Here is a 2199-nt window from a genome sequence, read left to right as displayed (position 1 = left end):
ATGAGCGCGCTGTTGTCACCTATTGTCCTATATAACTTAAGAAAAACCTTTGACTTGTAAGTTGCGTTGGTTTGAGCGAAAACTTCAAATAGGTAAGTTGAAATTTTTGTCTAGAACCAGTTATAGGTTAAGGAGGTAAAGAAATTAGTGCCGTCAGTATTAAACCCAGGTAGTGTCACATACTTTTTGTTGGTGACATTGTTCAAGCGTGCGGTCATAGTGAGTCTATCGTTCAGCTTATAGTTGCCACTAATATTAAGTAAGCCAAAACCGTCTACGCGCTGCGCATCTGAGTTTTCAACATTACTGTAGTAGTCATCGGTATACTCATACTCTGCACGCACATCAAGGCTTGGCAAGCTATAGCCTACATATACAAGCCCTTTGTGCTCAGGACGAATGGCTAAAAAGTTACCATTGAAGTTGATAGCGTTTCCTCCAAAATCAACCTTACCAGCGTAGTCACTATCGTCTTTAGCTTGCTGATAATCATAGCTACCGCCGAACAGGTAATTATTAATAGTCCAATCTGTAATTAACGTCACCCCTTCAATATCAGCTTCATTTATGTTGTTTGAAGTATAATCAGGTGCAAAAGAGACAATTAAATCATCAACCTTGTTGCGATACCCTGTTAACCGTGTCGATTGCAATAATGTATCGTATTCAACAAAAGCCTCATAGTTATCACTAGTTTCAGCTTTTAGATCAGGGTTACCACCAAACGGTGAATAGAGGTCATTAAAGTCAGGCGCCCGAAAACCTTTGGCATAACTGGTGCCAACGCGTAAATTTGGGTTTATATGATAAGCTCCGCCCAAGTTGTAGGTCGTCTCATCACCATATTGGGAGTTATCATCAAAACGCAAATTAGCTTGGGCATCATATTTACTATTCGCTAATACATAACCTAAAAATGCACTCGTTACATCACGACCATCGATATCATATCCAGAAGCTGTGGTGTCTAAGCTTTGATCTAAATACTCTAGACCGTAAGTCGCTTGTCCAACAGATAGCTTATGCTGACCAATTAGATTTATTTGATCTTGCTTGGTATCAAAAACATCACCGAACTTGTTATCAAGATTATCAATAGAATGGCCATATTGTAGTTTTAACGATGAGCCCGGCAAGTATCGCCAATCAACAAAAGCCTGAGCGGCTCCATTTTCTTGATCTGTATAATCATCTCTAGTAGCACCGTTATCAAATTCAGTGGTGGAATTGCTATATAAAGCACTAGCCCCTGCAAGCCATTGCTCGTTAATACGTTGGTTTAGTGAAATACTAAAATTATCACTTTCAAAACCGTCATTATCACTATTAAAGCCAAAAGCACCAGGCAACTTTGCATTGAAGCCATTGGTTTCGTTATGACTGGCCGAGACACTTAACGAGGTACCCGCATTGCTTGCAAACTGCGCTGTAGCACCATAAGTATAGTGATCGTTTGAGCCGACACCTGCGGTAACTGATAAGCTGTTTTTATCTACATTATTGCCTTTAGAGAATATTTGAATCACCCCGCCCATAGCATCAGCGCCATATATACTAGAGCCTGAGGCACCGTATAAAATTTCAATACGATCGATTTGATCGGCAGGTAATAGGCTGAGCGTTGCACTACCAGCACTCAAAGAGCTGTAGCGAATGCCGTCAATCAGTACCAAAATCTGTTTGCCCTCATAACCGCGCATATAAATTTTTGAGGTCGTACCCATACCGCCATTACTGTAATAACTAATACCTGGCTGACGCTGAAGTACTTCAAGCGCCGTTTGACCTTGATAACGCTGTAGCTCTTCGCTATCGACAACGCGAGTCTGAGCGATGACATTGCTAATCCTAGTTGGGGTACGCGTAGCGGTCACTACAATCTCATCAAGCTCCACTTGCGGTAATTCGCTCTCATCGATAGGTGCAACGGTAGAGGGAGCTGCTATAGTCGTATTCATGGCAAAAACGCCAAATATACTTAAAATACTCAGTCGAAGGTAACTTACAGATGCTACAGTCATAATCAATCCCAAAAAATCAAAAGGTGCAAGGCGGTCAAAATAACCAATAAGTAAAGACAGAACCATTATCAACAATAACGATCAAGATATAAACCACTACAACCTAATATCTTCTCAGTATCAGATGAGTAACTTTCATCTTAAAGGGTTTTGTTCTTTAGACAGAGCCAATTTATAA

1 protein-coding gene is annotated in these 2199 nt (G+C 40.6%); it reads right to left on the bottom strand.

The window, feature by feature from the left end:
- Positions 1-110: 110 nt before the first annotated feature.
- A complete protein-coding gene (locus ACTXGO_RS12735) occupies positions 111-1958 on the bottom strand; it encodes a TonB-dependent receptor plug domain-containing protein (RefSeq protein WP_443542294.1) in 1848 nt (615 codons plus the stop codon).
- Positions 1959-2199: the final 241 nt, after the last annotated feature.

The sequence above is a fragment of the Psychrobacter sp. T6-1 genome (genome assembly GCF_052258445.1).
Note: the sequence above shows the minus strand (reverse complement) of the source record. Positions and strands in the feature narration are given on the sequence as shown.